The organism is Marinobacter sp. (assembly GCF_039977835.1).
GTDB lineage: Bacteria > Pseudomonadota > Gammaproteobacteria > Pseudomonadales > Oleiphilaceae > Marinobacter.
In genome coordinates, this window is record NZ_JBDWCL010000036.1 from 76,422 (window position 1) to 101,116 (window position 24,695).

Here is a 24,695-nt window from a genome sequence, read left to right on the forward strand (position 1 = left end):
GGTTCTGCCGATTATGATGAAGTTATCCCTGGGACCGATTCTGTGGTTCTGGTCCAAACAAAGCGTATTCGATTTCTATGGCAAGGCGGCCGAGTGGCCCGTAGAAACCATCTACCTGGGTGAAGCCGTATGTTCCCGCAGGCGTGAGCTGAAGCCCGACGACTGGTTCGATCTTGCCCGTGATCTCAAGGCCTGCGGTAAAGACGTGGTGCTTTCCACGCAGACACTGATCGAGTCAGAAGCCGATTTACGCCGTCTGCGCCGGATCTGTGATCAGAATGAGTTCGTGGTAGAAGCAAACGATCAGAGTGCCCTGCAGGTTGCCATCAAGAACAGCATTCCGTTTGTCACCGGCCCCTCTATGAATATCTACAATGTGGCAACACTGAAGATACTGGCGAAGCAGGGCCTGAAGGGATGGAACCTGCCGGTGGAACTGGGCAAGGAAACACTGAGCCAGCTGATCCAGGGGCTGAGAGAAGAAGGTCTGGATTTGCCGGCGGAAGTCTTCGCCTGGGGATTTCTTCCCCTGGCCTGGTCATCGCGCTGTTTCACGGCACGCCATTACAATCTGCCCAAGGATAACTGCGAGTTCCGCTGCATCGAGCATCCCGATGGCATGGAATTGCGCTCCCGGGAATCTCAGGAGCTGTTTCGACTGAACGGTATTTCCACGCTGTCCGGTTCACGCTATGACCTCATGCATGAGCTGCCGGCCATGGCGCGCATGGGCGTAGCAACGGTACGCCTGAGCCCGGAGCACCAGGGTATGGATGAGGTGGTCCGGCGCTTTGATCAGGTGCGACGTGGCGAAACACCGGACACCGATCCCTTGGCACTTGTCGAAGCCCCTCCCTGCAACGGGTACTGGTATGGCAAGCCGGGCATGGACCACGTCGGCAGTTGAATCAGCGGCCAAGAGGCCAGTTGCCAGTTACTCTGACCGGGTAACGCTGACAACCTTCAGGTGCAGGGGCTTTCGTCCCTTCAGTGGCCATTCGATGCTGTCTCCGACACTCAGGCCAATCATTGCTGCGCCGGCGGGGGCGAGAATGGAAATCCTGTCAGGGCTGCCATCGGCCTGGTGTGGATAGACCAGTTGGAGCCGATGTTGCTTGCCGTTGTCCTGATCTTCGAAAAGTACCACCGAGTTCATAACGACGACCGTTTCCGGTACCTTTGCCAGTGGCAGCAGGTCAGCGCGGCTGAGCTCATCTTCAAGACTTTCAGCCACGCCGGTGGTGTCGTCGGTTTTTTCCAGCAGAGCAGAAAGGCGGTTGTAGTCTTCCTCGGCAACGGTAATCGCAGGTAAATCGGACATGGTTAACTCCGGTATCAGAACAAGGGAATTTATAGAGGTCGCTGAGCCAGGCGCGAACGCAGGCCCAGCGTCAGTTAAGTAACGCTGTAGCGAAGCCGGGTCTGTCAGAGAGAACAGCCCGGGGAATGGTCAGGGTGTTGACTGGTCGCAAGATGATTCTGACATTCAAAAGGATTTAAGATGAATCTAACCCGGAGTCGGGAAAAGCGCAAATGGATTTGCTCTGACGTTGTCCGTTCGCCTGATTTTGCACCCCGAGACATCCTGGAGTAGGCTCGAATTGTCATGTTCATCTAGGGAGGGACCTATGGACATCCGCTTGAAACGAGCATACGAAACCGCTGCCCGCTCGGATGGCCCCCGGGTACTTGTCGACCGCATCTGGCCCCGCGGGGTGGCTAAAGCTGACGCTGATATAGCCCACTGGCTCAAAGGACTGGCCCCGTCTACCGAGTTGCGGAAATGGTTCGGCCACGATCCGGATAAATGGGCAGAATTCCAGAAGCGATACCTTAAAGAGCTGAATTCCGATGATGCCAGCGACGATGTTCAGGCACTGAAACAGCTACTTGAAGAAAAGGAGCGCATAACCCTGGTGTATGCGGCGAAAGATACTGAACACAATAATGCCGTCGCGCTTCGGGACTTTGTTCTTAAAGACAGGCTTTGACGTAGCTCGTTCAGCGCTACTAGCGGCAGGCTGATAGTGAAGCACTAGTGGCAAATCCGTACCCTTTGGCCTTTATACATGTATATAATATAAATCTATATATTGGCCTGGAGTATCTTATGGGTTTTTGGCCGTCCACAAAGCGTGCAGAAGCGCTGGAGTGGGAGTTGTCGGCATTAAAGAAGGCCTTTGCCGAGATCAGTGAGCAGAATAGCAGGCTGGAAGCGCGACTGGATGAAGAGTCGGGAGCGCTGTCGCAAAGCCGGGCGGAACTTCAGCTTAGTCATCGGCTCATGGCCGGCCTTGGCCTGTTCGGCTCATCACTGGCGGAGCTCAAGGGGTCATTCAGTGAGTTATCGGCGCTGCTGGGCTCCCGACGCACCGAAGCCCTGAAAACCCGCGATGAATCCGGCCAGGTGCGGGACGGCATGGCAACACTGGTTCAGCGCCTGGACGGCGCCCGCCATAGGGTGGTGAGTTCTGCTGGCCAGATGGAAGAGCTGGAGGCGGAAACCGGAAGCATTACGTCACTGGTGGATGTCATCGATGGCGTGTCGGATCAGACCTCGCTGCTAGCCCTGAACGCGAGTATCGAAGCGGCCCGGGCGGGTGAACATGGCCGGGGGTTCAGCGTTGTGGCAACGGAAGTCCGCAACCTGGCCTTTCGTGCCGGAGATGCCACCCGGGAGATTGATGAAGCCATCGGACGGATTCGCACCCAGACCACGGCGGTTTCCGGCGCCAGCAAGGCCAGCAGTGAGGAAATGGAAACTCTCGCTAAAGAGGCCGAAACCGCCAGAGATCGCCTGATGGCGCTGATTGACCTGGCGGACAACTCTTCTACCGCTCTTGGCAATGCTGCTTTGCTGGCGGAAATAGAACTGGCCAATCTGGAAGAACTGGAAATCAAGCTTACCGTTTATCAGATTCTGGCCGGGTTGTCGGAGCGCACGGCCGTTTCCCTGCCCTCCGAAACCGAATGCCGGCTTGGTCAGTGGTACTACCAGGGTGGCGGCAACGAACACTATTCAGGACGGGTGGACTTCAAGGCGATTGAAGAGCCTCATCGACTTGTGCATATGTATGCCATACAGGCTGTCCAGGCACACCATGAGAATCGGCCTGAAGAGGCTTTGAGCGCACTGGAAGCCATGGAGGCCAATAACCTGGATGTAATGAGCCGGTTGAGAAGGCTGGTTTCTGTTCAGACAGCCTGAACTGCCTCATGAGAAGGGCTGTTTAACGAGCGGAGTGTATATGCTATAAAAGATGTATTGAAAATATATGTAAAATGGTCCATTACTGGAAGAGCCTCACTAGAGATAGAGGCCCAAAGTCTGATGAGATCCAAGGAGATAGTAATGATGAAACCACGAAACCAAATTTTGGCGATTTTTGCAGCGCTGGCGTTGAGTATGCCCCTTACGGTACAGGCGGAAAATCAAAAGAAGTCGGACACCTGGCTGCCGAGTCTGGTTACTGAAACACCACAAGAAGGTTTTGAGCTGGCTATCAAGTTGTCCCGGATGGGCGTGAAAAGCACCCAGCCCGATAAAGAGACGCTGTTCCGCGAGCGTGAAAAGTACGCCCAGAAGGGTGAGGCGCTGATTCATGCCTCTGAGGTCATTGCCGTCCATTTCCAGACCGTGGCTGCTGCCAACAACTATTGGAAATAAGCCGGACGATGGCGGCCGTCAGGGCCGCCATCTTCGTGGTAAGGCAGTCTCACTTATTGTTTTTTGATGGTCAGCGGCAGGTAGCTGAAACCACCAGTCGGAAAAACGGCCCGTTCAGGGTGTGCATCGGTCGCCGGTTCCACAGTGTGGACAGCGGAAAGAAACTCTTCCATCAGAACCCTGAGCTCCATCCGGGCTAAAGGTGCTCCCGGGCATACGTGAATGCCGGCGCCATATAACAGGTTCTGGTCACGGTTCTTATGGGGGCAGAACGCATCCGGATCGCCGAACACCCTCTCGTCACGGTTGGCGGACGCCCACATAACGGTAACTTTTTCACCGGCAGGAATTGCTCGCCCTCCAATCTCCACCTCCCGGGTTGTGATCCGGCGGTTGGACATCAGCGGCGCATCCATTCGCAATATTTCATCGATGGCGTCCGTCAACTCAGTGGTATCGTTGGCAAGGCTTTGCCTCAGATCCGGATGCTCAGCCAGGTAACTCAGCAGAATCGATACGCTGGAGCTGATAGTGCCCAGTTCACCGACTGTCCAGTTCCGCATTAGGCTGGTGAGCTCTTCATCAGTCATGGTGCGGTCATTGACCGTCTCCTCCATCAGCGAGGTGGTGACGTCTCTCGGGGCGTTGGGGCCGGCCTGGCGCCGGGTTTCCAGAAGATCGTGAATATAGCCGTCGAACTCATGGGCAACGTCAGCCATGGCCTGCCGGTCACTGGCGAGGGTAGCCCGGTGATTTTTCAGTACCCATTCTCTCAATGGTTCGTGAAGGGAGTCAGGCCATCCCATAAAAGCGCACTGTATCTGCAGGGCAAAGGCCCGGCTGAACCGTTCAACGACATCGAACGGCTGACTGTCGGGCAGGCTATCAACAAGATTGCGGGCAATGCTCCGACAGGTTGGCTCGAATTCGCGCATTGCCTGTGGAGAAAAATAGGGCTCGATTATCTCTCGATAGGGCGTGTGTTCGGGCGGGTCCATGCTATTGGGGACAGAAAGGTGGCTGGATGCCGCACTGCTGAATGTCTGGTGATCTTCCAGAACTCGCATTACATCGCCATGCCTGAATAACGTCCAGTGCTGGTAGTCGCTCCAGGCAACGGGGCACTGAGCGCGCATGGTATCGTAGGCCCGTATCTGGTCACCCAGGACCTCATCCGCTCGGGGGTTCCAGTCCGGGGTGCGGGGATCGTCTGCCATTGCTAATCCTCGAAACGAAAATAGGTTCCTTCAGGCTAACAGAGCGCCGATTTGTTTTCTTGAAGATAAGTCAATTGATGGCTGGCCCGATGATTTGAATCAAGGGCGTGTTTTGTCTCTGGCAGTTGCCTTGTCTAGCGCCTGTTGCAGGTCCGCAATCAGATCGGCCGGATCTTCAAGGCCAACGGAAAATCTGAGCATGCTGTCGCTGATCCCCCGGTTTTCCCTCTCTTCCGCGCCGATGTCGTGATGGCTGGTGATGGCAGGTTGGCTGACCAGGCTTTCTACGCCGCCAAGACTGGTTGCCAACAGGAAGATTCGCAGGTTATCGGCAACGGCTGTGGCGGCTGCCCCTCCGCCCGCAATTTCGATGGTCATCATTCCGCCGAAACCGTTCATCTGCTCTCTGGCCAGTTGGTGCCCCGGGAAGGAGGGCAGGCCAGGGTAGAGAACCCGGGCCACGCCAGGATACCCGTCCAGGGCCCGCGCGACAGCCATGGCATTCTCATTGTGCTGCCGGATTCTCAGGGGCAGGGTGCGCAGGCTCCGGGACAGCAGGGCAGCAGTCTCGGGCGAGAGCAACTGGCCGAGGTTTTTACGCCACGCGGCGACGGTTTCTGTCAATCGCGCCGACGACATCATGGCACCTGCGGTAAGATCACTGTGGCCACCCAGATACTTGGTTGCGCTGTGAACCACAAGGTCTGCACCCAGTTCCAGCGGCCGCTGGTTTATGGGTGAAGCAAAGGTGTTATCGACGGCAAGCAGTGCTCCCTTTTCTTGAACAATCCCGGCTATGGCCCGGAGATCAAGAATGGCAAGGGTGGGGTTAGCCGGTGTTTCGCAGAACACAAGCATGCCCTGCGTGGTTAAAGAAGCCTTGAGCTGCTCTGCATCGGCCTGAAGAAGAAAGGTGACCGGGATACCCAGTGGCTGGCAATGATTGGCCAGCAGCTCCTGAGTGCCGCCATAGATGTCACCAACACAGACGACGCCCTGTTGGCCGTGGGCAAGGATGGTTGCGGAAATCGCCGCCATGCCCGAGGCAAAAGCCAGCCCTGCCTCGGCCTGTTCCAGGGCTGCCAGGCCCTGTTCCAGCTCCTGAATGGTCGGGTTGGTTCCCCAGCGGGTGTATAGGTAGCCCGGTTTTCTCGCTTCGATAACGTCCAGCTGTGCTTCGGTGTCAGGGAAGCGGTAGGTGGTCGTGTTATAGACCGGTGAATAGGGACTGCCAAAGGCATCCCGGTGACGGCGATTATGGATGAGGCGCGTGGAGGGCGCTGTTGGATAATTGTCGGTCATAAGTGATCAAATCTGCTCCCGAACCAGCATCGCCTTGATGTGACCAATGGCTTTCATGGGGTTAAGCCCTTTGGGGCAGTAAGCTGTACAGTTCCCTATGCCACGGCACCGGAACACACTGAATGGGTCTTCCAGTTTTTCCAGACGCTCGCGTGTGGCGGTGTCCCGGGAATCTGACAGAAACCGGTAAGCCTGCAACAGCCCCGATGGCCCGATGTACTTTTCCGGGTTCCACCACCAGGAGGGGCAGGCGGAGGTGCAGCAGGCACACAGAATACACTCGTATAACCCGTCCAGCTTTGCGCGGTCTTCCGGGCTCTGCAGCCTTTCGATTGCCGGGTTTGGCCTGTCGTTGACCAGCCAGGGCATAACACGTTCGTACTGCTTGAAAAAGAGTGACTGGTCAACCACCAGGTCGCGGATCACAGGCATGCCCGGCAGTGGCCGAATCTCCAGCACGTTCTTTTTACCCAGGGCATCCGCAACATTGGTAATACAGCCCAGGCCATTACGGCCGTTGATGCTGAGCCCATCGGAACCACAGACGCCTTCACGGCAGGAGCGTCGGAACACCAGAGTGGGGTCCCGGGTTTTCAGATATTCCAGCACGTCCAGCACCATGCGGTTTCGGAATTCCTCACCAACTTCGATATCCTGGCTGTAAGGCATATCATCCTGCTCCGGGTGGTAGCGATACAGTCTGACTATAAAACCACTCATGGCACTGGCCTCCCTTACGTTGACTTGATGCAGTTGTTCTTGAAAGAAGACACATTCAGTATGAAGGTTAGCAGATGATTCAAGCAATCAAACTCTGAGTACGGAATCTGGATTCGGTGCCAGACTCCCGAAACCAACAATTGTATTTCCGCGTATTTGCAGAGCGGACTCTGATGGCAGCAACAATTAAGGAATGGCCTATGTGCCCGATTGGTCTGATCCGTAGTGCAGCGGCGAATCTGTTTCCCGGGTATTTTGCCGTTGTGATGGCGACGGGGGCCACGTCCATTGCGTTGAGCTTGATGGGGCACAATATTCTGGCACTGGCGTTACTGGCGGCCAATTGTCTGGCGTATGGTTTCCTGTGGTTTCTCACGGCAATACGGGTGTTGTGGTATCCGGCATCTCTGGTTGACGACATGATGAGTCACGCGCGGGGGCCGGGCTTTTTTACTCTCATCGCGGGCACCTGCATTCTCGGCTCCCAGTTCCAGCTGTTGCTTGGATGGAATACCGTCGCAGCCGCCTTCTGGTGGTTTGGCGTCATCCTCTGGTTGGTTATCATGTATCTGTTTTTCATGGCAGTCACCACCCGCCAGGACAAGCCCACCCTGGATACTGGTATTAATGGTGCCTGGTTACTGGCAGCGGTCAGTACCCAGTCGGTTGCCATACTGACCGCACTGGTACCCTGGAGCGGGCCAGAGGACCTGCGGCTGTTTTTTGCGCTCTGTATGTTCATGATCGGGTGCATGCTCTACCTTGCGATCATCACCCTGATTTTTTACAGGCTGACATTTCTGAAGCTGAGCGCCGAAACCCTGAGCCCGCCATACTGGATCAACATGGGAGCTGTTGCCATTGCAACTCTGGCCGGCTCCACGCTGATCCTGCGTGGGCAGGAGGGTGGTCTTCTGGTGGACTTCCTTCCGTTTATGAAAGGCTTCACCCTGTTTTTCTGGTCGATAGCAAGCTGGTGGATTCCACTGCTGATCGGACTGACAATCTGGCGTCATCTTATTCAGCGCCATAAGCTGAGATATGAACCGCAACTCTGGAGCCTGGTGTTTCCTCTGGCCATGTACACCACGGGAACAATCCGGCTTGTGGATGCGCTGGACACGACTTTTCTGATGGTAATCCCTGCAGTTACCCTCTGGCTGGCGTTCGGGGCCTGGGTGATAACCAGTCTGGGGATGTGGCGGCATTTTGTCTTACTTGCCCGCCGATAGAGATGGTCGGTTGAGTTAACGCGTGCAGTCTGAGGGGAACAGAGAGCCCCCGAATAAATCCGGGGGCTAGACAAGCAGGGGCTTCTCTTCCATGGCGCGCTAATACATTTCCAGTCTTCCGATGTCCTTGGACTGCAGACGCGCTTCCGCCTGCTGATTGTCTGCCAGTTCCCGGAAGAGTTCCGCCTCCCGGGTGTTCTGAGCCAGCATGGACCGTAATTGGTACATGTCGGTCAGAGTTTTGTTGGCCTGCATGATGTTCTTGTGAACATCGTGTATGTCCTCGCACCCAGTACATTCCGGAATGTGGGACGGAATTTTCCGACTGTCGAACTCCTGTGAATCCACCAGCCAGCTGTCCATCAGATCATCATCGGCGTCCTGAAGAAAATCCTCCATCATTTCCGCAAGATGATGTTCACGGCTGGCCAGGAAGCTTAGCGCCATTTGCATGCGTTCATCGTCCTGGCTACTGGCCAGGGTTTCATACTGCTTTTCCAGCATTTCGTGGTATTCGGTAATCCATTCAATAAGGTCTTTCAGTTGTTTGAATGCCATGATCCTGCCCTCCTCTCAGACCTGAAATCTTGAGAACTGCACTTCCCGGTTTACGTGAAGCCGCCGCGTAATATGAGCTCCAGCAGTACGTCTGTATCCAGCTCTTCGCCAAGTGTATGTTGATAATTCATTGCTGATTCTCCTTTCTTCGTTTAAGATATATATAAAATACATTTTAATAGGTGTCAAGAAATATTCTCATTTCCATGAAGTCAGTTCATCATCGCCCGAGCTCCGCCCGGTCAGGCTTTCCAAAAGAAGTTGGTCGAACCACGACGGTGTCGCCAGCACAATCATTAAGGGAGAGTGATATGGATAGTGAGGAATCTCGAGAGTGGGCCCGAATAGCCTTTGTCGCGAGCAGGGATGGTGAATCGGCCGCGAAGACCTTTGCCGAACAGGGAGTTGGTCAGTATGAATCGGCTATTCGAGAGGCTGATTCCGGTGGTAACGGATATGGCGCCGCATACCGGGAAAGTCTGTTGGCTTCCATTCGGGTGTACCGGCAGTATTTGCAGGAGAGAAAGAGCCCCCGATGAGATACGGGGACACTGCTCCCTCTCCCGCTATCGTCTTGCTCAGAACTGAAATCTCGGGAATAACACGTCCCGCTCCAGATAGATCTGCTTTGATAAGCTGGAATCCAGAGCATTCAGCTCGAGATAGAAACGCTGCCACGACCGACAGGCAGAACCCGGAGCCCGGTAGTTCCGGGTCATCTGGCGTAGCTTTTTCAGCTGCCGTTGAATGACAGAATGCTCTTCGTTCATCTGTGCAATGGGTGTGTCGGGCATGGGCGGTTGATCATGCTCCATTCGTTTCAGAACGTAGGCGTTCTCTCTCTCAATGTGATCAGTGAGGCTGTGCTCCAGTTTTTTTACCGCCAGGGTAATGCCTTTCGGGACGTCGGGGTTTGCCCTGTGTACGGCCTCGATTTTGCGCGCAAGCCGGTGCAGTTTGGGTAGCTGTTCAAGATGAGCAGCATCGTAGCCGCGTAATATAAGATCCAGCAGTGCGTCTGTGTCCAACTTCTCGGCGGGTGTCTGTTGATAGTTCATTGCTGATTCTCCTTTCTTGCTTTAAGATATATATAAAATACCTTTTAAAGGTTGTCAAGAATTGTTCTCATTTTATTGGTGCATGGAGGTGTAGCGATGAGTTGCAGCAAGCCTGAACACATTAAAGACAAGGTCTGGGAGCAGCACCGGCAGTGGCTGGATCTTGTCAGTAACGAGTGCAGGTCCAACCAGGTCAAGCGGGAACGTAAAAAACGCAGGAAAGGTGAGTAGATCGTGAACATCAATGCTGAAGTGACACCTGAGGCCCGTGACTATCTGGTCACTTTACTTGCGAAGCAGGAAGTGCCGGGGATGGCGGCACGTGTTTATGTGGACAAGGCCGGCACCCAGCACGCCGAGACGTGCCTGGCCTTCTGTCCGCCAGGTGAGGAGTCGCCGGGAGATGTCCGTAAGGAGTTTGATGGACTGGTGCTGTATTTCGAAGAGGCAAGTGTCCCGTACCTGCAGGACATGAAGATTGGTGTTCAGGGGGAGGGCAAACTCCGGTGCCTGACCATCAAGGCCCCGAATTCGAAACAGCCGGCAAAACCACCTAAAACCTTTGTTCTGTCGCAAGAGTGTGAAGCCCTGAGGGTGCCATACGGAAACACGGTTACCCTTCCGGAGGGGGCGTCTGTGTCGATAACCCAGGCGCTTGGGGGCAGCTTCACGGTTAACTTCGAGGGCAATCTGTACCGCCTCTCTCCGGAGGTCACGCGACAACTGGGCTTTCATTCGGATGCCGTCTTGTTCGAGGCGCCGGAGGACGGGCGGATCAGTGAGCAACAATGCTGGGATTCGTTACGACTGGTTTACGACCCGGAAATTCCAGTGAACGTGGTCGCGCTGGGGCTCATCTATAAACTGGAGATTGATCAGGACAGGCATTTTGTGCGTGTCGAAATGACACTGACGTCACCGGGTTGCGGAATGGGCGATATCATTGCCGGCGACGTGAAAGGCAAACTGTTACAGGTTCCCCACATGGAAGACGCCAGGGTGGATATCGTGTTCGATCCTCCCTGGAGTTATGACAACCTGGAGGAGGAAGCGAGGCTGGAGTTGGGGCTGATCTGATTGCTCAACAACGGGGCCGGAGTCGCCGAATGGAAACGAAACTCCACTCCAGGCTATCAAGCAGGTTTTTCAGCCCCAAGCCCAGCTCGGTGTCGCCTTCGATAACCAGCCGGCGCTGGAAGAAAAGTTGGTCAGGGTCCTGCCGTCGCTCCGCCAGTGTTCTGAATGCGCTCAAGGAGCCCCGTATTGTGGCCTCACCCGGGCCGTCGACAATGCGCAGGCGGCCGGCCCAGAAACCAATGGTAATGCCCGGCTGTCCCCCGTTTGCTTCCAGGCGTATCCGGCGTCCTTCAAAATCATCGAACTCACCATCCTTGATGGCGGTTGCAAACAGGCGGTTGAGCGGTGCTTCCGCGGCCAGTTGTTTGAATGGAACCGGAATGCGGCGGTCTAGGGCCTCAAGTACCGGGAAAGGCGAGGGCAGATACTCCCTTAGGACAGCCAGGGACTGGTCGAGAAGCGGGCTGTTCAGTGAGGTAATGGGAGGTAGGGGGAATGCCATGGTTTACTCCGGGCGGTCAGAAACCTGCCCAGAGTACCGGAAACCAGGGCACAGTAATTTGATATAACTCAGCCCTTGTGCAGGCCTTCTTCTACCGCCCATACGGCGACTTCCACGCGTGAGCGCAGGTTCAGCTTTTTCAGCAGGTGTTTCACGTGCACCTTCACGGTGCCGTCGCTGATGTCCAGCTTGCGGCCAATCATTTTGTTGGAAAGGCCTTCGGCGATCAGGCGGAGGATATCTTTTTCCCTTGGGGTCAGGCTGTCGAAGTCCGGGCGTGACGTCTGCTGGGGTTTCTGCGAGCGCAACGCCTGGGCCAGCAGGGCAGTCAGGCGGTCGCTGATGACCATCTTGCCCACGGCGGCGTCGTGCAACTGCCTCATCATGTCTTCGGGTTCCATGTCTTTCAGCAGGTAGCCGTCAGCGCCGGCTCTCAGGGCCGAGACCACGTCGTCTTCATGGTCAGATACCGTGAACATCACGATGCGGGAGCTGATACTCCCCTCACGCAGTTTTTTCAGTGCCTCAATACCGTTCATTTCCGGCATGTTGAGGTCCATCAGCACCAGGTCGGGCTCAAGCTCCTGGGCAAGAAGAATGCCGTCAGCAGCATTGCTGGCCTCGCCAACCACCTGCATCTCGTCTTCCATCTCGATCAGTTGTTTTATGCCCTGACGAAGCAAAGGGTGATCGTCAATCAACAGAATACTTGCGGGTGCGTCAGACATGGTTCCTCTCATTATTTGAAGTAGTGTTGCAATGCTCAGCTGCCGGCGGCTTCGGATGTAATCAGGTGCCTGCTCTTGGGGACAAAGCTCAGCGCCACTTCCACGCCACCGGTGTCACGGTTAGCAACGTTAACCTTTCCGCCCAGAGTGCGGGCCCGGTCCTGAATTATGACCAGGCCATAGTGTTGTGACGGCTGGTCCCCGGGTGGTAGTCCTTTACCATCATCAAGTATTCTGACCCGAACCCTGGGAGATTCAAACAGCACCTCCACCACAATCTCCGAAGCCTCCGCATGTTTCACCGCATTGGCCAGCCCTTCGCGCACGATTTGCAGAGTGTGGATTTCCTCATTGGGGGACAGTGTTTGCGGTGGCAAACGGTAGTCCAGCTTTACTTCACTGCCCAGCCTTTCCGAGAACTCATGGGCGGTTTGCCGTAAGGCAGTGGCCAGATCGGGGGTGTCCAGTTTGAGCCGGAAGGTGGTCAGCAGCTCCCGTAGTTGACGGTAAGCACTGTTCAGTCCGGTGCTCAGCTCTTCCAGAATGGCGTTGTGTACCTTTTCATGCTCGCCGGTAATGTCGAGGCGGCGGAGCCGTGCCACCTGCATCTTCAGATAGGACAGTGACTGGGCCAGGGAATCGTGCAGCTCCCTGGCAATCACAGTGCGTTCCTCTGCCAGGGTGAGCTGTTGCTCTTCGGTAATCTGGCGCTCAAGGAAAATCGCTGTGGCCAACTGGTCACTCAGGGTTTCGAGCAGGCGGCGAGCGGTCTGTGACAATCCCTTGCTGGCCGGGTACCAGACTTCCAGAGTGCCCAGCAGTTGCCCTGGTGTGCGAATGGGTAACAGCAACCTCCGGCCGTCATTGCCTTCCGAGGGCAGCTCATCAAATACTTCCGGCGTTACCAGACAGGCATCGCAATCGTGGTCCTTGCAGTAGTAAGGACGTTCTTTGGTCGAGGTGGTAACGGCTTGCACTGGTTCGGCGGAGTTCTTATCGTGCAGGAAAAGCCGGATGGGGCCGATGCCCAGCAACTGCTCCAGGTCCTGGAGCATGGGGATAGCGCCGTTGCAAAGGTCGTGGTTGGCGAACAGGGAGCGGCTGGACGAATGGAGCAGTTCCAGGGCTGCGTGGCTCTTCTCCAGTTCGCGGGTCTTTGTCATCGCATCTTCTTTGAGCTCGTGGTAACTCAGGGCCAGCTCACTGGTCATCTGGTCAAACGCAGCCCCCAATTGGGACAGTTCGTCGGAGCCTTTCAGATTGGCCTTATGCGAGAAGTCCTGCTCGCCGACCGCAACAGCGATGTCCATTAGCTTGCGCAGGGGGCGAAGGATCCTTTTCTTGATATCCAGGAACAGACCAAAAATAATCAGTATCGAGAACACCAGGCTGATAATCTGGATCAGGTGCAGCAGATCAACGCGGGCCTCGGTCCGGTGCTCCAGCATGCTGACCAACTGATCTACCTCGGCCACATAGCGTTCAGTTGCCGCTATAAGTTCTTCCGTCACGCGAGTACTGTTGGGGGCGTTGGCAATCAGTGACGGTTGTAGCTCGTCCCGCCAGATGGATTCCATCTTCTGGTGCTGTTTTGCCAGCGGGTGGTCACTGGCCTCCGGGATTGCCCGGTTGAAGCCCGGGTGGGCCATGCGTTCCCGGTAGGCTTCCAGGCCGGTCATGAACGCTGTGGAATGATCGTCTGCCGGGTCTGCCGCAGAGCGGGCAAGCAACTCATAGGCGCCCATACGCAAGGATCCGGCAATATTGATGGCAGTCGCATTACCCTCAATGCTGTGTGATACCCCCAAAGTGGTTGCCATGCTGACAATGGCGGTCAGTACAACGGCGCCAACAACTATGGAGATGCGTTTAACGAGGGGACTGTTGCGTGTCATCTGGTCTCTTCATCGGGTACAACGAATATGGCGGCGCGATCCTGGCCGGTTTTACTCCCTGAGTGTACCTCCTTGAGGATAGTCAAGCACCCGTGATTACCCCAATAGGCAATCCCCCATCATAGTCTTTGACCCCGTGCAGGGCAAAACCGGAAACTGGAAGTTGGCTTTCAGTGGGTATTGTCATGCAGCCTTATTCAGTCGAAGAAGACGAAGATAACGATAAACTGACCTCGCTGGCCGTGGTTCTACCGCTGGCAGTCGTTGGCTTTGTTATTGCTGCCGGCTGCTGGACCATATTTGCTGTAGCTGGCGCGTATCTTCGGAACGCTCTCGGGCTGGGTAGCCTGGAATTCGGCCTGTTGCTGGCAATGCCCATGGCTGCTGGTGCCCTGTTGGCGGTGCCAGCGGGAATTGCCGCCCAGAAGGTAGGCGCACGGAGGGTAATGATTGCCTGCCTGCTCGGGCTTGCCGTCTGTATGTCGCTGTTGTTGCTGGTGGAAACCTGGGGCGGTTATCTGCTGGTTGCGGCTGGCCTGGGCCTCGCGGGCGGATTTTATAGCGCGGGGCTCCAGTTTGTGACCTGTCACGCCCCTTCCCGGCATATGGGGCTTGCACTGGGCATATTTGGTGCGGGCGTGACGGGCGCTGGCTTCAATTATTATCTTGTTCCCCTGATTTTGCAGGCCTTCTCCTGGGAGGGGGTCCCGCTAGCCTACCTTGTCGTTCTCTTGCTAGTGACCGCGCTGCTGGTATTGCTGACAGACGACTCCGATTCCCGTGGCGATCCCGATGATGAAACCAGCGTTAGACAACTACTGGGTCGCTTCGAAAATGTGCGGATGTGGCGACTGTACCTGTACTTTGGTGTTGTAGCCGGCAGCTTTTTTTCCCTGGCGTTATGGCTACCGGACTTCATGTCGTCCCGTTTTTTGCTGACTATGGAATCGGGCGCCCGGCTGGCGTTGTGGTTTGTGATCCCCGGAGCCCTGGCGCAGATTGCTGGAGGCGGCCTGTCGGATCGCTACGGGGCGGGGCATGTGATAGTCCGTTCGCTGATGATCTGTCTGGTGGCCCTGTTCGTGCTGTCCTACCCGCCGATGACCTTGTCAGTTCATGGAATTGATTCGGTAATCTCCATTGAACTGGCCCTGCCTCTCGCTCTGGAAGGGGTCTTCATCGTTGTGCTCGGGGTTGCGCTGGGTTCTGCCATGGGAGGCCTTCAGCGCATGGTCGTGGCGGAAAACCGTGAGGCAGCAGCCTTCGCGGCGGGAGTGTTGCTAGTCAGCGCCTGCCTGGTTGCCTTTCTGCTGCCGGTGCTTTTTGGCGCGGTGATTCATTGGGTGGGCGTGGGTACGGCCATGTTCATGATTCTTTTCATGCTACTCACCGGCAGCCTCTATCTGTTTGCCCGGGACTATCGTCGCGAGGAGCGTCAGACGTTGTTACGCAATAGTGCATAGCGCCCATACCACTTGGGTGGTAGGGGTGGGTTATGTGGTAGTAACCACGCAGATTTCAGGGTTTTTCTCACCCACAATGGTCTCAAATCGGAGAAACGATCCGGCAGACGGAGAGAGAGACCATGAGTCATTTGATCGATAAACTGAATTACTTCAGGAAGAAGCGCGAGCCGTTCTCCAACGGCCATGGCGAAACCCACGATGTCAGCCGCGACTGGGAAGACAGTTACCGCCAGCGCTGGCAGCACGACAAGATCGTGCGCTCCACCCACGGTGTTAACTGCACTGGCTCCTGCAGCTGGAAGATCTACGTCAAGAACGGTCTGGTCACCTGGGAAACGCAGCAGACGGACTATCCCCGTACCCGCCCGGACCTGCCCAACCACGAGCCCCGCGGCTGCCCACGTGGTGCCAGCTATTCCTGGTACATGTACAGCGCCAACCGCCTGAAGTATCCGCTGATGCGCAAGCACCTGATGCAGCTCTGGCGCGCGGCGAAGGTTGAGCACAAGGATCCGGTGGATGCCTGGGCTTCCATCGTGGAAGACCCCAAGAAAACTGCCGAGTACAAGCCCCGCCGCGGCATGGGCGGCTTTGTGCGTTCCAGTTGGGACGAAGTCAATGAGCTGATTGGCGCCTCCAACGTCTACACCGCCAAGAAGTACGGCCCCGACCGGATTCTCGGTTTTTCGCCGATCCCCGCCATGTCCATGGTGTCTTACGCCGCCGGCAGCCGCTACCTCTCCATGATCGGTGGCGTGTGCATGAGCTTCTACGACTGGTACTGCGACCTGCCGCCGGCCTCCCCGCAAACCTGGGGTGAGCAGACCGACGTGCCGGAATCTGCCGACTGGTACAACTCCGGCTACATTATTGCCTGGGGTTCCAACGTACCCCAGACCCGTACCCCGGACGCCCACTTCTTTACCGAAGTGCGTTACAAGGGCACCAAGACCGTTGCCATTACTCCGGACTACGCCGAAGTCTCCAAGCTGTCTGACGAGTGGCTGAACCCCAAGCAGGGCACTGATGCCGCACTGGGCATGGCCATGGGCCACGTGATCCTGAAAGAATTCCACGTCGACAAGCCCAGCGAGTACTTTACCGACTACGTGCGTCGTTACACCGACATGCCGTATCTGGTCATGTTGGAAGCGAAGGAAGATGGCAGCTACGTGCCGGGCCGCTTCCTGCGCGCCAGTGACCTGGTGGATGGCCTCGGGGAAGAGAACAACCCCGAGTGGAAAACCATTGCCATTGATGAGAAAACCAACCAGCTGACCGCGCCCAACGGCTCTATCGGCTATCGGTGGGGCGAGAAGGGCAAGTGGAACCTGAAGCAGACTGCAAGCAGCAACGAGGTTGAGCTGCAACTGTCCATGGTCGAAAAGCACGACGACATCGTCGATGTCGCTTTCCCGTATTTTGGCGGCATCGAGCATGACCATTTCAAGCACGTCGAAATCAAGGACATCCTCAAGCACAAGCTGGGGTCCCGCAAGGTTCAGTTGGCGGATGGTTCAGAAGGTCGCGTGGTTACCGTTTATGACCTGATGGTCGCCAACTACGGCATCAGCCGTGGCCTTGGTGACGACGACGGCGCGACTTCCTACGACGAAGTGAAGCCGTACACTCCGGCCTGGCAGGAGAAGATCACCGGCGTTCCCGCCGAGAAGGTGATCCGCATTGCCCGTGAGTTCGCTGACAACGCCGACAAAACCAAGGGGCGTTCCATGGTCATCGTCGGTGCCGGTATGAACCACTGGTACCACATGGACATGAACTACCGTGGCCTGATCAACATGCTGATCATGTGTGGCTGTATCGGTCAGAGCGGTGGCGGCTGGGCCCACTACGTCGGCCAGGAAAAACTGCGCCCGCAGACCGGCTGGCAGCCGCTGGCCTTCGGTCTGGACTGGCAGCGTCCGCCGCGCCACATGAACTCCACCTCCTTCTTTTATGCCCACTCCGGCCAGTGGCGCTATGAAAAACTGGGTGTGGACGAGATCCTGTCGCCGCTGGCGGACAAGGAGAGATTTGGTGGCAGCCTGATTGACTACAACGTTCGTGCCGAGCGTATGGGCTGGTTGCCGTCTGCCCCGCAGCTCAACCGCAACCCGCTGGGAATTGCTGCCGAGGCGGAAAAAGCCGGAATGGAAGTCTCGGACTATGTGGCCCAATCCATGAAGGACGGTTCCCTGGCGTTTGCCAGTGAGGATCCGGAGGCGCCTCAAAACCAGCCGCGTAATATGTTCATCTGGCGCTCCAACCTGCTGGGCTCCTCCGGCAAGGGCCATGAATACATGCTCAAGTACCTGCTGGGCACCACCAGCGGCTTGCAAGGTAAGGATCTTGGTCACGAGGGTGGCGCCAAGCCGAAAGAGGTGAAGTGGCATGACCAGGCGCCCGAGGGCAAACTCGACCTTCTGGTAACCCTGGACTTCCGCATGTCCACTACCTGTCTGTATTCCGACATCGTTCTGCCGACCGCAACCTGGTACGAGAAGAACGACCTCAATACCTCGGACATGCACCCGTTTATTCACCCGCTGACCGCGGCCACCGATCCGGCCTGGGAAGCGCGCAGTGACTGGGAGATCTACAAAGGCATTGCCAAGGCGTTCTCAAAGGCCACCGAAGGCCATCTGGGCGTCGAGAAAGACGTGGTTACCCTGCCGCTGCTGCACGACGCGCCGGCCGAGCTGGGCCAGCCGTTCGATGTGAAGGACTGGAAACGCGGGGAGTGCGAGCTGATTCCGGGCAAGACCGCGCCCAACTTCGTTACCGTCGAGCGGGATTACCCGAACACCTACGCGCGCTTCACCTCCCTTGGCCCGCTGATGGACAAGCTGGGTAACGGTGGCAAGGGCATCAACTGGAACACCGAGAAGGAAGTGAAGTTCCTGGGTGACCTGAACTACAAGCACATCGATGGAGCCAACGCCGGCCGCCCGAAGATTGAAAGTGCTATTGATGCCGCGGAAGTGATCCTGACCCTGGCTCCGGAGACCAATGGCCAGGTAGCAGTAAAAGCATGGGCGGCATTGTCCGAGTTTACCGGCCTGGATCACACCCATCTGGCAAAGAACAAGGAAGAAGAGAAGATCCGCTTCCGGGACATCGTGGCACAGCCGCGCAAGATCATCTCCAGCCCGACCTGGTCTGGCCTGGAAGACGAGCATGTGTCCTACAACGCCGGCTACACCAACGTTCACGAGCTGATCCCCTGGCGCACCCTGACCGGTCGTCAGCAGTTCTACCAGGACCACGAGTGGATGCGCGCCTTCGGTGAGAGCCTGCTGGTCTACCGTCCGCCCATCAACACCAAGACGGTCAGCAGCATGCTGAACCAGCGCAGCAACGGTAACGCCGAGAAAGCGCTGAACTGGATTACACCGCACCAGAAGTGGGGTATCCACAGCACCTACAGCGATAACCTGCTGATGCTGACCCTGTCCCGCGGTGGCCCCATCGTCTGGCTAAGCGAAGACGATGCCAGAGAGCTGGCCATCGAGGACAACGACTGGATCGAACTGTTCAACGCCAACGGCGCCATTGCGGCCCGGGCGGTGGTCAGCCAGCGCGTGATGCCCGGCATGGTGATGATGTACCACGCCCAAGAACGGATTGTGAACATTCCGGGCTCCGAGATCACCGGTACCCGGGGGGGTATCCACAACTCGGTCACCCGGGTGTGCCCGAAGCCGACTCACATGATTGGTGGCTACGCGCAGTATTCCTACGGGTTCAACTACTACGGCACCGTAGGCTCGAACCGCGATGAATTCGTGGTGGTGCGCAAGATGCACAACATCGACTGGCTCGATGGCGAAGGTAATGACACTGTTCAGGAGGCTGTAAAATGAAAATCCGTTCCCAAGTCGGCATGGTACTGAACCTGGACAAGTGCATCGGTTGCCATACCTGTTCAGTGACCTGCAAAAACGTATGGACCAGCCGTGAAGGCATGGAGTACGCCTGGTTCAACAACGTTGAAACCAAGCCCGGCATTGGCTACCCGAAAGAGTGGGAGAACCAGGACAAGTGGAAGGGCGGCTGGATGCGCGACAGTTCCGGCAAGATCCGCCCGAAAATCGGTGGCCGGTTCCGGATTCTGGCGAACATCTTCGCCAACCCGGATCTGCCGCAGATCGATGACTACTACGAGCCGTTCGACTTCGATTACCAGCATCTGCATACCGCCGGTGATAGCAAACATCAGCCGGTAGCACGGCCACGGTCGCTGATCTCCGGTGAGCGCATGCAGAAAATCGAATGGGGCCCGAACTGGGAAGAAATCCTCGGTACCGAGTTCGCCAAGCGTCGCAAGGACAAGAACTTTGATCAGGTGCAGGCGGATATCTACGGCCAGTTCGAAAACACCTTCATGATGTACCTGCCGCGCCTGTGCGAGCACTGCCTGAATCCCACCTGTGTGGCCAGCTGCCCGAGCGGCGCCATCTACAAGAGGGAAGAAGACGGCATCGTATTGATCGACCAGGACAAGTGCCGAGGCTGGCGGATGTGCGTGTCGGGGTGCCCGTACAAGAAGATCTATTTCAACTGGAAAACCGGCAAGTCCGAGAAGTGCATCTTCTGCTACCCGCGGATCGAAGCGGGCCTGCCCACTGTGTGCTCCGAGACCTGTGTCGGCCGCATCCGTTACCTGGGTGTACTGCTCTATGATGCAGACCGGATCGAAGAAGTGGCCAGCACCCCGGGTGAGCACGAGCTGTACGAGAAGCAACTGGAAATCTTCCTCGACCCGAACGACCCGAAGGTCATCGAGCAGGCGACAAAAGACGGCGTCCCGATGAATGTCATCGAAGCCGCTCAGCGCAGCCCGGTGTACAAGATGGCAGTGGACTGGAAACTGGCCCTGCCGCTGCACCCGGAATATCGCACTTTGCCGATGGTCTGGTACGTGCCGCCACTGAGCCCGATCCAGTCTGCGGCGGAAGCCGGAAAAGTCGAGTTCGACGGCATATTGCCGAAGATCGAAAGCCTGCGGATTCCGGTGAAATATCTCGCCAACCTGCTGACGGCAGGTGACGAAAAGCCGATCGTTCGCGCGCTGAAGCGGATCATGGCAATGCGCCTGTATAAGCGCGCCGAAACCGTGGAAGGCAAGGAAGACCTGAGAGCTCTGGAGGAGTGTGGCCTGACCAAGGCCCAGGCGGATGAGATGTACCGTTACCTGGCTATCGCGGACTATGAGGACCGCTTCGTCATACCCACCAGCCATCGCGAACTGGCAAAGGAAGCGTTTCCTGACGCTCATGGTGAGCGGGGAGGCTGTGGCTTCAGCTTTGGCGACGGCTGCAACGGTGACAGCAAATTCAATATGTTCGGCGGCCGCAAGCAAACCACCAGCATGGTGCAAAAGTTGTCCACCGTGAAACAGGTTGACCCGAAGCAGCTGCAAAAATAAGGAGGCCGAGATGCAACTCTTAAAAGTGATAGCGCGGGTGCTCGAGTACCCGACCGAAGAACTCCAGGCTTCCAAAGACGCACTGGTGGCGGCAACTCTGGAAGACAACCGGCTGCCACGGCAGAACAAGGAGCAGCTGCTGCGGTGCATCGACCTGCTATGCGACGGTAATCTGCTGGATATGCAGGAAAACTACGTGGGCACGTTCGACAAGGGCAGGGCAACATCCCTGCTGTTGTTCGAGCACGTACACGGCGAATCCCGTGACCGGGGACAGGCCATGGTGGACCTGATGGAGGAATACCGTGCCAATGGTCTGGAAATTGATGCCAGGGAACTGCCGGACTATCTGCCGCTGTTCCTGGAATATCTCTCAACCCGGCCATGGGAAGAGATCCGGAACTGGCTGGAAGACATCCACCACATTCTGGGGCTTCTGGGAGAAAGACTGTATCAGCGCGAGAGCCTGTACCACGTGTTGATGGATTCACTGCTGGTGCTGTCGGGGCGGGAAGCGAATCGCCAGGAACTGGCGCAAATCGTCGCCTCCGAAGAACGCGATGATACCCCGGAAGCACTGGACAAGGTCTGGGAAGAGGAAATGGTCAAGTTTGTGGACGATCAGGGCAGTTCCTGCAGTACCGGTGGAGTTGTGGGTCAGCGCCGCCGCGAACTGGAGCAGACCCAGACCATTCACCTGAGTGATCAGTTGATGACGGACGTAACGCCCCGTCAGGCAGGAGGCGCCTGAGGGCGCGGGAGGAAACTGAAATGATGTCCTATCTCAATACACTGTTGTTCGGGGTCTATCCCTACATTGCTATCGCTATTCTGGTCATTGGCACCTGGGCACGTTATGACCACGGTCAGTTCACCTGGAAGGCCCATTCCAGCCAGATGCTGCGGAAGAAAAACATGGTGATGGCCAGTGTGCTGTTCCATGTGGGTGTTCTGGTGATCTTCTTCGGTCACCTGGTTGGCCTGCTGACACCCCATGCGCTCTACGAACCGTTCATGACACCCGGAACAAAACAGATCATGGCAATTGTGGTGGGTGGCATTGCCGGTGTGATGGCTATTATCGGTGGCGGCATGCTGGCCTGGCGCCGGCTGACCGACCCCCGAGTAAAAGCCAACAGCACCTTTGCCGACAACATGATCATTATCATTCTGGTGGCACAGCTGGTGCTGGGCATGCTCACCATCCTGCCCACCATGGGGCACCTGGATGGTAGCACCATGCTCAAGTTCTCTGCCTGGGCTCAGGGCATCGTGACCCTGCAGGGTGGTGTGGCCGGCTTCATCGCCGACGTGCACTGGATTTACAAGACCCACATCTTCCTGGGACTGACCATCTTCGTCCTGTTCCCGTTCACCCGCCTGGTACACATGCTCAGCGTGCCGGTGGAGTATTTCGGGCGGAAGTACCAGGTCGTTCGTAAGCGCGCGTAAGGAGAAAGACCATGCAACTCATCCCCGTCGGCGAAGCCGAAAAACCCAGAAACCAGTTCCCGCCGGTGTACGTGGGCGAGACCCTGATCGGTGAAGACGACATCGCCCGGGAAATGCAGCATCACCCGGCCGAAGAGGTCGCCGAAGCCTGGCATGACGCCGCTAAAAGCCTCGTCATCCGTGAACTTCTGCTTCAGAAAGCTGCGGGCCTCGATCTGGACGATATCGCCGATGAAGAAGATCGCATCGCCCGCGTGCTGGAGCTGGAACTCAATGTTCCTGACCCCAGCGAGCAGGACTGCGAACGCTTCTACGCCGCCAACCCCAGCCGTTTCCGCAGCCCCACCCTGATGGCCGTCAGCCATATCCTCCTGGCAGCCGCCCCGGACGACGTCCAGGAACGCATGCGCCAGGAAGAAGCCGGGCGACAGCTGCTGTCCTCTCTCCTCGATGGCCGCGCCCAGTTCGCCGAACTGGCCAAACAGTACTCTGCGTGCGAATCCCGTCACCAGGGCGGCAGCCTCGGCCAGATCAGCAAAGGCCAGACCGTCGACGAATTCGAGCGCCCGGTATTGTCCCTGCAGGAAGGCCTCAACCCGGAACTGATCGAAACCCGCTACGGCTGGCATCTGGTGAGAGTCGACCAGCGTATCGATGGCGAACAGCTGCCTTATGAGCATGTTAAGCCGCAGATACGGCAGTACCTGAGCGAAAGTGTGACGAGAAGGGCATTCCGTCAGTATCTACAGGTACTGGCAGCGGAAACCGGTGTGGAAGGTGTGGACATGGAAATCCCCGACTCGCCGCTGATGCAGTAAAGAGGTTAGCTTCAGTGCCGGGAGGCCGATGGGCCCCTTCTTCCCAAAACACGCTCAAGCGCCACATGGGAAGAAGGGGCCCATTGGTCTGTGCTCCCAAGTAAACAAGAGAGCCAGCACCCTGCCAGCAAGGCCCCCTCTTTGAGCTAAGTCAATTACTCAGTAATAACCGCCCAACTACCCCCATCGGGGGAGCGATTTTCCCCCAAAGCCCCACTACTATAAAACCAGATATGAAATGCATTATTAATGCAGGGGCAAAGACTATGGCACTATTACAAACCGCCGAAACACGCTACAGCAAACCGGTACTGGTTGCCGTCAACAAACCACTTGATGAGGACGACAGCCTGGCGCCGATGCGCCGGCACGCGCTGTTCTCATCGCTGACGAACGAAGATCTGGCAGACTTGATGCAGCAGTCCAGACGACTGCGGCTGGGCCACCACCAGCTGCTCTACCGCCAGGACATGCCTGCACACCACTTCTTCTTCGTGGTCTCTGGCCGGCTGCGCCTGTACCGCCTGGACGCGTCCGGGATCGACCGCACACTCGACAGCATTGCTCCCGGCGACTGCTTTGCAGAAGTCATGATCTATGCAGACCCGGCAAGGTACGCCTGTTACGCAGAGGCACTCAAATCCAGCGAAGTGCTGATGATCCCCGTCAAGGTTTACCAGGATCTGCTGGAAAGAAAGCCCGAATACACCCAGCCGGCGCTGCGCCATTTCGCCAAGCGCGCCGTGGCACGCTTCCACGACCTGGAGATCATGACGGTACAGAGCGCGCGGGACAGGCTGATTCGGTATTTGATAGACCTGCTACCCAGCGGCGCTGAACAGGGTGGCGAAGTGGAATTGCCGCTTCCCAAATGCCTGGTTGCCTCCCGCCTGGCGATGCAGCCGGAAACCTTCTCACGGATTCTGGCAGACCTGAAATCGAACGGGCTTGTCCGCGTTAACCGCAGCCGGTTGTTTATCTCCGACCCGGCTCGACTGATCCAGATCAGCCAGTAAACAGTCAAAGCAGGAACACACTGATGATTTCAAGCTACACCGATTTGCTCAAAGCCTCCAACGCGGAACCCGATCCCCAGCGCTTCCTGTTCGTGTTCTGCCGCGCAGAGCTCCCGGACGATGCATCACGCGCGGAAAAGGCCGCCTTTGCGAACGGAGAGGGCGGCGCCCTGACACCGGTGGTATGCGTTGATAAAACGCCCGAAGAGGTCAGTGACTTCGGCGCCCTTGTTGAGGAGTCCCGCCAGACCGGCCAGGACTGGGATGTGGTATTCGTTGCCGCGATGTCTGGTCGCGGTGGCATGCAACCGTCTTCCGATGAAGCCCAGCAGCCCCTAACCATGATGGTTGAGTCGATCCGGCTGGGCCACGTTGGCAACTACCTGCCACTGGACCGAAATGGTCAGGCCATTTCACTGGGTTAATCACGTTTGAAAAGGGTATTTGAACTTTTTGTTATGTCGACTAGCTTTTTTATGTAGCAGCCCGTCACCAGTGAGAAATATCAAATATCCCAATGCGTCAGGCGAATAGTATGCCGCTGTCGCTCGTCTTCTCT

At 56.9% G+C, this 24,695-nt stretch carries 25 protein-coding genes; 16 read left to right on the plus strand and 9 right to left on the minus strand.

Going from position 1 to position 24,695, the window contains the following annotated elements; genetic code table 11:
* Window positions 1-13: 13 nt before the first annotated feature.
* Window positions 14-907 carry a U32 family peptidase gene (locus ABJM11_RS09910; RefSeq protein WP_348296091.1) on the plus strand — a complete coding sequence of 298 codons (894 nt, stop codon included), beginning with the start codon at window positions 14-16 and terminating at the stop codon, window positions 905-907.
* 27 nt (window positions 908-934) lie between these two features.
* Here the strand turns inward: ABJM11_RS09910 and rnk are convergent, their stop codons facing one another.
* Window positions 935-1,321, minus strand: a complete 387-nt coding sequence (rnk, locus tag ABJM11_RS09915) for a nucleoside diphosphate kinase regulator (protein WP_348296090.1) — start codon at window positions 1,319-1,321, stop codon at window positions 935-937.
* A 307-nt stretch (window positions 1,322-1,628) separates the two neighbouring features.
* Here rnk and ABJM11_RS09920 point away from each other — a divergent pair, with 307 nt between their 5' ends.
* The 3 genes from ABJM11_RS09920 (at window position 1,629) to ABJM11_RS09930 (ending at window position 3,667) form a co-directional block, all read left to right on the plus strand.
* Entirely contained in the window at window positions 1,629-1,991 is a 363-nt protein-coding gene (locus ABJM11_RS09920) for a DUF488 family protein (RefSeq protein ID WP_348296089.1), read from the plus strand.
* Window positions 1,992-2,110: 119 nt separating this feature from the next.
* Entirely contained in the window at window positions 2,111-3,208 is a 1,098-nt protein-coding gene (locus ABJM11_RS09925; RefSeq protein WP_348296088.1) for a methyl-accepting chemotaxis protein, read from the plus strand.
* A 144-nt stretch (window positions 3,209-3,352) separates the two neighbouring features.
* Window positions 3,353-3,667 carry a hexameric tyrosine-coordinated heme protein gene (locus ABJM11_RS09930; protein ID WP_348296087.1) on the plus strand — a complete coding sequence of 105 codons (315 nt, stop codon included), beginning with the start codon at window positions 3,353-3,355 and terminating at the stop codon, window positions 3,665-3,667.
* A gap of 53 nt (window positions 3,668-3,720) precedes the next feature.
* Here the strand turns inward: ABJM11_RS09930 and ABJM11_RS09935 are convergent, their stop codons facing one another.
* The 3 genes from ABJM11_RS09935 to ABJM11_RS09945 all read right to left on the minus strand — a co-directional run bounded on the left by ABJM11_RS09935 (window position 3,721) and on the right by ABJM11_RS09945 (window position 6,906).
* Window positions 3,721-4,884 carry a cytochrome P450 gene (locus ABJM11_RS09935; RefSeq protein ID WP_348296086.1) on the minus strand — a complete coding sequence of 388 codons (1,164 nt, stop codon included), beginning with the start codon at window positions 4,882-4,884 and terminating at the stop codon, window positions 3,721-3,723.
* A 99-nt stretch (window positions 4,885-4,983) separates the two neighbouring features.
* Entirely contained in the window at window positions 4,984-6,186 is a 1,203-nt protein-coding gene (locus tag ABJM11_RS09940; RefSeq protein ID WP_348296085.1) for an aminotransferase class I/II-fold pyridoxal phosphate-dependent enzyme, read from the minus strand.
* A 6-nt stretch (window positions 6,187-6,192) separates the two neighbouring features.
* Window positions 6,193-6,906, minus strand: a complete 714-nt coding sequence (locus ABJM11_RS09945) for a succinate dehydrogenase iron-sulfur subunit (protein ID WP_348296084.1) — start codon at window positions 6,904-6,906, stop codon at window positions 6,193-6,195.
* 173 nt (window positions 6,907-7,079) lie between these two features.
* Here ABJM11_RS09945 and ABJM11_RS09950 point away from each other — a divergent pair, with 173 nt between their 5' ends.
* Window positions 7,080-8,138: a tellurite resistance/C4-dicarboxylate transporter family protein gene (locus tag ABJM11_RS09950; protein ID WP_348296083.1), complete on the plus strand. Its 1,059-nt coding sequence runs from the start codon at window positions 7,080-7,082 to the stop codon at window positions 8,136-8,138.
* A gap of 99 nt (window positions 8,139-8,237) precedes the next feature.
* Here ABJM11_RS09950 and ABJM11_RS09955 read toward each other — a convergent pair whose 3' ends face one another.
* Entirely contained in the window at window positions 8,238-8,696 is a 459-nt protein-coding gene (locus ABJM11_RS09955) for a hypothetical protein (protein WP_348296082.1), read from the minus strand.
* 311 nt (window positions 8,697-9,007) lie between these two features.
* On the opposite strand from ABJM11_RS09955, the gene ABJM11_RS09960 reads away from it, so the two are divergent.
* Window positions 9,008-9,235, plus strand: coding sequence for a hypothetical protein (locus ABJM11_RS09960; RefSeq protein WP_348296081.1), 228 nt, complete (start codon window positions 9,008-9,010; stop codon window positions 9,233-9,235).
* A gap of 39 nt (window positions 9,236-9,274) precedes the next feature.
* Here the strand turns inward: ABJM11_RS09960 and ABJM11_RS09965 are convergent, their stop codons facing one another.
* Window positions 9,275-9,754, minus strand: coding sequence for a hemerythrin domain-containing protein (locus ABJM11_RS09965; protein WP_348296080.1), 480 nt, complete (start codon window positions 9,752-9,754; stop codon window positions 9,275-9,277).
* A gap of 96 nt (window positions 9,755-9,850) precedes the next feature.
* Between ABJM11_RS09965 and ABJM11_RS09970 the strand changes: the two genes are divergently transcribed.
* Window positions 9,851-9,985, plus strand: a complete 135-nt coding sequence (locus tag ABJM11_RS09970; RefSeq protein ID WP_348296079.1) for a hypothetical protein — start codon at window positions 9,851-9,853, stop codon at window positions 9,983-9,985.
* A gap of 3 nt (window positions 9,986-9,988) precedes the next feature.
* Window positions 9,989-10,831: an iron-sulfur cluster assembly protein gene (locus ABJM11_RS09975; RefSeq protein WP_348296078.1), complete on the plus strand. Its 843-nt coding sequence runs from the start codon at window positions 9,989-9,991 to the stop codon at window positions 10,829-10,831.
* Between the two features lie 4 nt (window positions 10,832-10,835).
* Here ABJM11_RS09975 and ABJM11_RS09980 read toward each other — a convergent pair whose 3' ends face one another.
* The 3 genes from ABJM11_RS09980 to ABJM11_RS09990 form a co-directional block, all read right to left on the minus strand.
* A complete protein-coding gene (locus ABJM11_RS09980; protein ID WP_348296077.1) occupies window positions 10,836-11,333 on the minus strand; it encodes an SCP2 sterol-binding domain-containing protein in 498 nt (165 codons plus the stop codon).
* 68 nt (window positions 11,334-11,401) lie between these two features.
* Window positions 11,402-12,061: a two-component system response regulator NarL gene (gene narL, locus ABJM11_RS09985; protein WP_348296076.1), complete on the minus strand. Its 660-nt coding sequence runs from the start codon at window positions 12,059-12,061 to the stop codon at window positions 11,402-11,404.
* Window positions 12,062-12,096: 35 nt separating this feature from the next.
* On the minus strand, window positions 12,097-13,956 hold the full coding sequence (locus tag ABJM11_RS09990) for a histidine kinase (RefSeq protein ID WP_348296075.1): 1,860 nt from the start codon (window positions 13,954-13,956) through the stop codon (window positions 12,097-12,099).
* Window positions 13,957-14,141: 185 nt separating this feature from the next.
* Here ABJM11_RS09990 and ABJM11_RS09995 point away from each other — a divergent pair, with 185 nt between their 5' ends.
* The 8 genes from ABJM11_RS09995 to ABJM11_RS10030 all read left to right on the plus strand — a co-directional run bounded on the left by ABJM11_RS09995 (window position 14,142) and on the right by ABJM11_RS10030 (window position 24,561).
* Window positions 14,142-15,419, plus strand: a complete 1,278-nt coding sequence (locus tag ABJM11_RS09995) for an MFS transporter (protein ID WP_348296074.1) — start codon at window positions 14,142-14,144, stop codon at window positions 15,417-15,419.
* Window positions 15,420-15,541: 122 nt separating this feature from the next.
* Window positions 15,542-19,285 carry a nitrate reductase subunit alpha gene (locus ABJM11_RS10000; protein WP_348296073.1) on the plus strand — a complete coding sequence of 1,248 codons (3,744 nt, stop codon included), beginning with the start codon at window positions 15,542-15,544 and terminating at the stop codon, window positions 19,283-19,285.
* A complete protein-coding gene (gene narH / locus ABJM11_RS10005; protein ID WP_348296072.1) occupies window positions 19,282-20,850 on the plus strand; it encodes a nitrate reductase subunit beta in 1,569 nt (522 codons plus the stop codon). Before ABJM11_RS10000 ends, narH begins: the two co-directional genes overlap by 4 nt.
* Before the next feature lie 10 nt (window positions 20,851-20,860).
* Window positions 20,861-21,601 (plus strand): nitrate reductase molybdenum cofactor assembly chaperone, encoded by a 741-nt coding sequence (gene narJ / locus ABJM11_RS10010; protein WP_348296071.1) that lies wholly within the window; start codon window positions 20,861-20,863, stop codon window positions 21,599-21,601.
* 23 nt (window positions 21,602-21,624) lie between these two features.
* Window positions 21,625-22,302, plus strand: coding sequence for a respiratory nitrate reductase subunit gamma (narI, locus tag ABJM11_RS10015; RefSeq protein WP_348296162.1), 678 nt, complete (start codon window positions 21,625-21,627; stop codon window positions 22,300-22,302).
* 11 nt (window positions 22,303-22,313) lie between these two features.
* Window positions 22,314-23,120, plus strand: a complete 807-nt coding sequence (locus tag ABJM11_RS10020) for a peptidylprolyl isomerase (protein ID WP_348296070.1) — start codon at window positions 22,314-22,316, stop codon at window positions 23,118-23,120.
* Window positions 23,121-23,386: 266 nt separating this feature from the next.
* The gene (locus ABJM11_RS10025; protein ID WP_348295195.1) at window positions 23,387-24,136 is read left to right on the plus strand and encodes a Crp/Fnr family transcriptional regulator; all 750 of its coding nucleotides are present in this window, start codon (window positions 23,387-23,389) and stop codon (window positions 24,134-24,136) included.
* Window positions 24,137-24,159: 23 nt separating this feature from the next.
* Complete coding sequence (locus ABJM11_RS10030; protein ID WP_348295194.1) at window positions 24,160-24,561, plus strand: ribonucleotide reductase subunit alpha; 402 nt, start codon at window positions 24,160-24,162, stop codon at window positions 24,559-24,561.
* Window positions 24,562-24,695 lie beyond the last annotated feature (134 nt).

What these genes read in the sequence shown, in the direction of transcription:
- ABJM11_RS09945 (WP_348296084.1), bottom strand. Translation starts at nt 6,906, where the DNA reads ATGAGTGGTTTTATAGTCAGACTGTATCGCTACCACCCGGAGCAGGAT.
- ABJM11_RS09960 (WP_348296081.1), top strand. Translation starts at nt 9,008, where the DNA reads ATGGATAGTGAGGAATCTCGAGAGTGGGCCCGAATAGCCTTTGTCGCG.
- ABJM11_RS09935 (WP_348296086.1), bottom strand. Translation starts at nt 4,884, where the DNA reads ATGGCAGACGATCCCCGCACCCCGGACTGGAACCCCCGAGCGGATGAG.
- ABJM11_RS09955 (WP_348296082.1), bottom strand. Translation starts at nt 8,696, where the DNA reads ATGGCATTCAAACAACTGAAAGACCTTATTGAATGGATTACCGAATAC.
- ABJM11_RS09950 (WP_348296083.1), top strand. Translation starts at nt 7,080, where the DNA reads ATGGCAGCAACAATTAAGGAATGGCCTATGTGCCCGATTGGTCTGATC.
- ABJM11_RS09940 (WP_348296085.1), bottom strand. Translation starts at nt 6,186, where the DNA reads ATGACCGACAATTATCCAACAGCGCCCTCCACGCGCCTCATCCATAAT.
- ABJM11_RS10000 (WP_348296073.1), top strand. Translation starts at nt 15,542, where the DNA reads ATGAGTCATTTGATCGATAAACTGAATTACTTCAGGAAGAAGCGCGAG.
- ABJM11_RS10020 (WP_348296070.1), top strand. Translation starts at nt 22,314, where the DNA reads ATGCAACTCATCCCCGTCGGCGAAGCCGAAAAACCCAGAAACCAGTTC.
- ABJM11_RS09910 (WP_348296091.1), top strand. Translation starts at nt 14, where the DNA reads ATGATGAAGTTATCCCTGGGACCGATTCTGTGGTTCTGGTCCAAACAA.
- ABJM11_RS09925 (WP_348296088.1), top strand. Translation starts at nt 2,111, where the DNA reads ATGGGTTTTTGGCCGTCCACAAAGCGTGCAGAAGCGCTGGAGTGGGAG.
- ABJM11_RS09920 (WP_348296089.1), top strand. Translation starts at nt 1,629, where the DNA reads ATGGACATCCGCTTGAAACGAGCATACGAAACCGCTGCCCGCTCGGAT.
- narH (WP_348296072.1), top strand. Translation starts at nt 19,282, where the DNA reads ATGAAAATCCGTTCCCAAGTCGGCATGGTACTGAACCTGGACAAGTGC.
- ABJM11_RS10030 (WP_348295194.1), top strand. Translation starts at nt 24,160, where the DNA reads ATGATTTCAAGCTACACCGATTTGCTCAAAGCCTCCAACGCGGAACCC.
- ABJM11_RS10025 (WP_348295195.1), top strand. Translation starts at nt 23,387, where the DNA reads ATGGCACTATTACAAACCGCCGAAACACGCTACAGCAAACCGGTACTG.
- rnk (WP_348296090.1), bottom strand. Translation starts at nt 1,321, where the DNA reads ATGTCCGATTTACCTGCGATTACCGTTGCCGAGGAAGACTACAACCGC.
- narJ (WP_348296071.1), top strand. Translation starts at nt 20,861, where the DNA reads ATGCAACTCTTAAAAGTGATAGCGCGGGTGCTCGAGTACCCGACCGAA.
- ABJM11_RS09995 (WP_348296074.1), top strand. Translation starts at nt 14,142, where the DNA reads ATGCAGCCTTATTCAGTCGAAGAAGACGAAGATAACGATAAACTGACC.
- ABJM11_RS09980 (WP_348296077.1), bottom strand. Translation starts at nt 11,333, where the DNA reads ATGGCATTCCCCCTACCTCCCATTACCTCACTGAACAGCCCGCTTCTC.
- ABJM11_RS09970 (WP_348296079.1), top strand. Translation starts at nt 9,851, where the DNA reads ATGAGTTGCAGCAAGCCTGAACACATTAAAGACAAGGTCTGGGAGCAG.
- ABJM11_RS09930 (WP_348296087.1), top strand. Translation starts at nt 3,353, where the DNA reads ATGATGAAACCACGAAACCAAATTTTGGCGATTTTTGCAGCGCTGGCG.
- narL (WP_348296076.1), bottom strand. Translation starts at nt 12,061, where the DNA reads ATGTCTGACGCACCCGCAAGTATTCTGTTGATTGACGATCACCCTTTG.
- ABJM11_RS09965 (WP_348296080.1), bottom strand. Translation starts at nt 9,754, where the DNA reads ATGAACTATCAACAGACACCCGCCGAGAAGTTGGACACAGACGCACTG.
- ABJM11_RS09990 (WP_348296075.1), bottom strand. Translation starts at nt 13,956, where the DNA reads ATGACACGCAACAGTCCCCTCGTTAAACGCATCTCCATAGTTGTTGGC.
- narI (WP_348296162.1), top strand. Translation starts at nt 21,625, where the DNA reads ATGTCCTATCTCAATACACTGTTGTTCGGGGTCTATCCCTACATTGCT.